The sequence below is a fragment of the Christensenella sp. genome (assembly GCF_034927525.1).
Lineage (GTDB): Bacteria > Bacillota > Clostridia > Christensenellales > Christensenellaceae > Christensenella.
Map to the genome: position 1 here is coordinate 1 of NZ_JAYFPU010000197.1, position 5,203 is coordinate 5,203.

Consider the following 5,203-nt stretch of genomic DNA (forward strand, 5'->3'; position numbering starts at 1 on the left):
CAGGACTTGAACCAGAAAATGACATTGAAGCTGCGTGAGATCATGCGTGACTTGCCGTCTTACACGACGAGTTTTTTTATTGCGATGGAAAACAATTCGACGATCCTCACGCGTGTCAACTATGCGGCTGACTTAAGAATCTTTTTTCAGTTTCTGATCAAAGAACTCCCGCGTTTTGAGAACAAAAAAGTTTCTGATTTGACGCAGGATGATCTGGCCTCTATTACAGTTGATGACCTGTATCTCTTTTTAGACTATCTTAACTTATATGCCTCTATGGATGATGATGAAAAGTTTATAACGAACCAGGAACGCGGCAAAGCAAGAAAAGTCGCCTGTCTGCGTTCATTCTTTAAGCATTATTATAAAAAAGGTGTTTTGAAGGAAAATGTATGTCAGCTTCTTGATACGCCGAAATTACATGAAAAAGCGATCATACGTTTGGAAGCCGATGAAGTGGCCGATCTGCTGGACGTTGTGGAAAGTGGCGCACAGCTTACAGAAAAACAAAAACAATATCATAAAAAAAATGCCGTGCGCGATCTGGCGGTTTTGACTTTGTTTTTGACGACGGGTATACGTGTTTCCGAGCTTGTGTCCCTGAATGTTTCTGATCTGGATTTCAAAAACGGCTGTTTTACCGTTACGCGCAAAGGCGGCAATCAAGTGATGCTTTATTTTGACGACGAGACGGCGCAGGCGCTAAGCACATATCTCGATGAGCGCAAAGACAGAGGCAATTATGCCCTCTCCTCCCCTCTCTTTCTTTCCATGCAGGGGAACCGGATGTCTGTGCGGAGCGTGGAGTTGATGGTAAAAAAATATGCGCGCATCGTGAGTCCCTTAAAAAAAATATCGCCGCACAAACTACGCAGTACATATGGCACGATGCTCTACGACGAAACGGGCGATATTTATCTTGTGGCGGATGTACTCGGACATAAGGACGTAAATACGACCCGAAAACATTATGCCGCTATGTCGGAAAACAACCGCAGACGCGCATCAAAGGCCGTCAAGCTGCGAAAATAGTCGATCTCATACAATATATTATAACTGAATATTCATGGTCTGCAGGGCGTATAATATGCCCAGTTTTGCGTGTTCATACGTAAGCGCTCCCTGCAAATAAGCGGCGTATGGTTCGCGGATGGGCGCATCTGCTGTTAGTTCTACGGATGCTCCCTGCACAAAGGTACCGGCAGCCATGATCACCTGATCGTCATAACCCGGCATATCCCACGCATACGGTACGACATTGCCGTCGATGGCTGAGGCGCGCTGTATGCCGCGTACAAAGTCTGTCAGGGGTTGTTCGCTGCCGAAGACGATGGATTGCGTGATATCGCCGCGGGGTGCGTCAAAAGCGGGCTGCGTTGCATAGCCAAGACGTTCGAACACGCGCGCGGCAAGGCATACGCCTTTTAAAGCCTGACACACGGTGTGCGGCGCCATAAAAAAGCCCTGATAAAATTGCTGGTATCCAAAAGCATAGGAGCCGATCTCAGTACCGATCCCCGGCGCAGAAAAACGCCCGGCGATCCTGTCTATCAGCTCTTGTTTCCCGGCGATATAGCCGCCCGTTGGCGCAATGCCGCCACCCGGGTTTTTGATCAGCGATCCGGCAATGATATCTGCGCCGCGCGATGTCGGCTCGTCTGTGCAAACGAATTCACCGTAGCAATTGTCTACCATGATAATTTTTTCAGGAAATACTTCTTTGATGCGTTCGATCGCTCCTGCGAGATAATCCGTTGTAAAGGCCGGGCGTATTTCGTACCCGGTGGAGCGCTGAAAATAGACTACTTTGACGGATGGATCGCGTTTGATCTGCTCGATTGCCGCCTGTATATCGATGCTGACGTTTGCTCTAAGCGGGATGCTGTCGAATTTGATATCGTATTCCGCAAGCGACCCGCTTGCGCCGCGCAGCGTACAAAGCAGCGTATCGTACGGCTCCCCCGTCAACGAAAACAGCGTATCTCCCGGACGCAGCAGCCCAAACAATGCGGTAGAGATCGCATGTGTGCCGCTCATGAGCATAGGAGAAACGATTGCCGACTCTGCCCCGAAGGCATCGGCAAACACCTGAGAAAGCTTGTCCCTTCCCTCGTCTCCGTAGCCATAACCGGTGGAAGCGTAAAAATGACGTGCAGAAACATTGTTTTTTTGAAAAGCGTCAATTACCTTGAACTGATTTGCCTGCGCGACATCTTCAAAACCATGAAAAACGTGGCGTACGTCGCGTTCGCAGTCGTTCACAAAATCAATAAGAGCGGCGTTTATTTTAAAATGCTGACAAATATATTCTTTCAGATCCATAAAAGTATACTCCAAATCAAAAATGATTGCCCTGCCGCATGATGGCTTGTGCGATCAGTGAGGCATCGTTATTATATTCTGCGGTATCGTACCATGTAATGCGTTCGTCACGCCGAAACCATACCCATTGACGTTTTGCATAATGCCGCGAGTTGCGCTTGATCTCGTAGATCGCGCGCTCGAGCGTGATATCCCCCTGCAGATAACGAAGCAGCTCCTTATAGCCGATTGCCTGCATAGAGGTGGGTGCAGCCGTATATTTTTGTGCAAGCGCCGTTACTTCCCCCACCAGCCCCTGCCCTGCCATACGGTCGACACGCTCGTTGATACGCTCGTATAATACAGCACGGTCTGTTGTAAGACCTGCCATAATAAAGCGATATGCTTCATTGGGCTTACGGAACTGGTACTCTGAACGGTCACCCTCGTTTTTCAGTATCTCCAGCCGTCGAACGATCCGCTTTTTGTCGTTGGGATGGATGCGCCCGGCAGCAGCTTCGTCCTGTTCAAAAAGCATTTGATGAAGCTCCGCTGCATCCTTTTGCATCAATTCTTCACGCAATACAGGATCGTGCGAAGTCTCTGTAAAATCCAGCTCATAGGTCAGCGCATTCAAATATAGTCCTGTTCCGCCAACAACAACAGGCGTTTTACCGCGGCTCAAAATATCCTCGATGCAGGCGGTGGCAGCTTTTTGAAACATTGCGACGGAATAGGGCTCGTCCGGCTCGGCGATGTCGATAAGATGGTGCACGACGCCCTGCCGCTCGTGCATAGACGGTTTTGCCGTACCGATATCCATACCGCGGTATATCTGCATAGAATCTGCGGAGATGATTTCTCCGTTCATTTGCTTTGCAAGCTCTATGCCCACAGCTGTTTTGCCTGAAGCCGTAGGACCTGCTACGATGTAAACGTCGTTTTTCATACGATCCTCTTGAAGCCTTTTTGTAAGTTGTTTTTGGTGAGAACGATGGCGATAGGCCTGCCATGCGGGCAGTGCGGGATCGCGTCGAGCGCGGTGATCTCTGACATCAGCTCCGCGATCTGCTCATCTGAGAGCGCATAACCAGCCTTTATGCTATAGCGGCACGAAGCGCGGATGACCTGCTCGCGCAACAATAGAATATTTTCCGGAGAATTACGTAACTCATATAAAATATCTTCCATAAGGCTTTCGGCGCTGCTGCGGTTTACCTGTGCGGGAAATGCGGTAAACTTTAATGTCATCGCACCGAATTCTTCAAAATCGAAACCCAACGCACGAAGCAGTTCTTCGTTTTTGAGGAGCAGCGCATGGTCTTCCGACGATAAGCTCATTGCATAAGGCATCATCAGTGTCTGCGAAGCGGCTGTGCCTTCTGTTGCCTCCCGCTTCATGCGCTCAAAATTGATGCGTTCGTGTGCGGCGTGCTGGTCAATCAGGTATAAATTTTGTCCGCTTTCGACGATCAAAAAAGTGTTCCATGCCTGACCGATGATATGATAGTCGCAAAGCTTCCGCACATCCTCAATCTCAAGCTGCTCATGCGTTTCCTCGTGGAATGTCTTCACTTCGTCGATCAGTTTGTCGAACGGTTTGGCCTGCTCATACTTGTGAGGCAGGACGTGATCCACCGTCTGCGCCGCTTTTGCGGCAGGCTTATCATACAGCTTCTCTGCCGGACGAAATGCAGGATACGTTACGTCTTCTGCCGGTGGTTCGTATGTGCTTTTGATATTGATAGCGGTCTTGGCGCCTACATCTTCCAGTACCGGGGGCTGGGTATTGGCAAGCGCGCTTTTCACCGCGCGCTCCATTGCGTTGATCGCTTTTGCTTCCTCATAAAGCATGACCTGCAACTTGTTTGGATGCACATTGACATCTGCCTTAGCAAACGGGATATGGATGTGAAGGACGGCAAACGGATAGTGCCCGCGCAGCAACCGTTCCCCATAGCCCCGTATGAGTGCAGACTGCAAGTCTTTGGAGCGGATAAAACGCCCGTTCAAGTACATGCAAATATGGTGTGTACTTTTGTAAAGAAACGTTGGATTGGAAAGATATCCGCTGATGCTGATATCATCCTCGTTGTACGCAACAGGGCGCATTTTGTGTCTGATCTCTTTGCCGTAAACGGTCATCAGTGCGTCCGTCAGCTCTCCGCTTCCGGGGCTGTGATAAACAAGTTTGCCGTTACTGATATATTTGACGGAAATATCAGGTCTGGAAAAAATCAGCTTGGTCACAACCGACGTGACATTTGTTGTTTCCCGCGCCGTATTCTTCAAAAACTTCTGGCGTGCCGGAATATTGTAAAACAGATTCTCTACGCGCACAGTCGTTCCTTCCGGCAAGCCCGCCGCATGGATTTCCGGCACACTTTCACCGCTTGCTGTAAGCACAGTGCCTTCGCTGCTTTGTGCAGTACGCGTCTGCATGCTAAAACGTGATACGGCAGCCATGCTGCACAGCGCCTCGCCGCGAAACCCGAGCGTACCAATGCTGCCGAGGTCGCTTAAGCTACTGATTTTACTGGTGGCATGCTTTTGTACCGCGAGAGGTACGTCTTCGGCGACAATGCCCGAGCCGTTGTCCGTAACGCGTATGAGCGTTTTTCCGCCATCGGCTATTTCAACGGTAATGGAGGTCGCGCCTGCATCGATGGAGTTTTCCATCAACTCCTTGACCACGGCAGCCGGATTAACAACGACCTCCCCTGCCGCGATACGCGCATATACGTTTTCATCCAATACATGAATCCTGTTATTCATTGTCAAGCTCTTTTCTGATCGTATAGACCAAGTTCAGCGCCTCGATGGGCGTTAAGGTATCGATATTCATCTCTTTTACACGCTTCAAGGCGTCAGGCAGCGCCGCTGACATCTCCGTCTTATCGGG

General features: G+C 49.7%; 4 protein-coding genes. 1 reads left to right on the forward strand and 3 read right to left on the reverse strand.

What is annotated here, in order from left to right:
- On the forward strand, nucleotides 1-1,032 hold a 1,032-nt coding region (locus tag VB081_RS08040; RefSeq protein ID WP_323400305.1), incomplete at its 5' end, for a tyrosine-type recombinase/integrase.
- Nucleotides 1,033-1,050: 18 nt separating this feature from the next.
- On the opposite strand, the gene VB081_RS08045 is transcribed toward VB081_RS08040, so the two are convergent.
- The 3 genes from VB081_RS08045 to mutL are packed head-to-tail and all read right to left on the reverse strand — an operon-like array spanning nucleotide 1,051 to nucleotide 5,076.
- Nucleotides 1,051-2,322 (reverse strand): methionine gamma-lyase family protein, encoded by a 1,272-nt coding sequence (locus VB081_RS08045; protein WP_323400306.1) that lies wholly within the window; start codon nucleotides 2,320-2,322, stop codon nucleotides 1,051-1,053.
- Nucleotides 2,323-2,338: 16 nt separating this feature from the next.
- Complete coding sequence (gene miaA / locus VB081_RS08050; protein WP_323400307.1) at nucleotides 2,339-3,250, reverse strand: tRNA (adenosine(37)-N6)-dimethylallyltransferase MiaA; 912 nt, start codon at nucleotides 3,248-3,250, stop codon at nucleotides 2,339-2,341.
- Entirely contained in the window at nucleotides 3,247-5,076 is a 1,830-nt protein-coding gene (gene mutL, locus VB081_RS08055; protein ID WP_323400308.1) for a DNA mismatch repair endonuclease MutL, read from the reverse strand. Before mutL ends, miaA begins: the two co-directional genes overlap by 4 nt.
- Nucleotides 5,077-5,203: the final 127 nt, after the last annotated feature.

Excerpts from the sequence above, each read along its gene's own strand:
- VB081_RS08045 (WP_323400306.1), bottom strand. The coding sequence starts at position 2,322 with ATGGATCTGAAAGAATATATTTGTCAGCATTTTAAAATAAACGCCGCT.
- miaA (WP_323400307.1), bottom strand. The coding sequence starts at position 3,250 with ATGAAAAACGACGTTTACATCGTAGCAGGTCCTACGGCTTCAGGCAAA.
- mutL (WP_323400308.1), bottom strand. The coding sequence starts at position 5,076 with ATGAATAACAGGATTCATGTATTGGATGAAAACGTATATGCGCGTATC.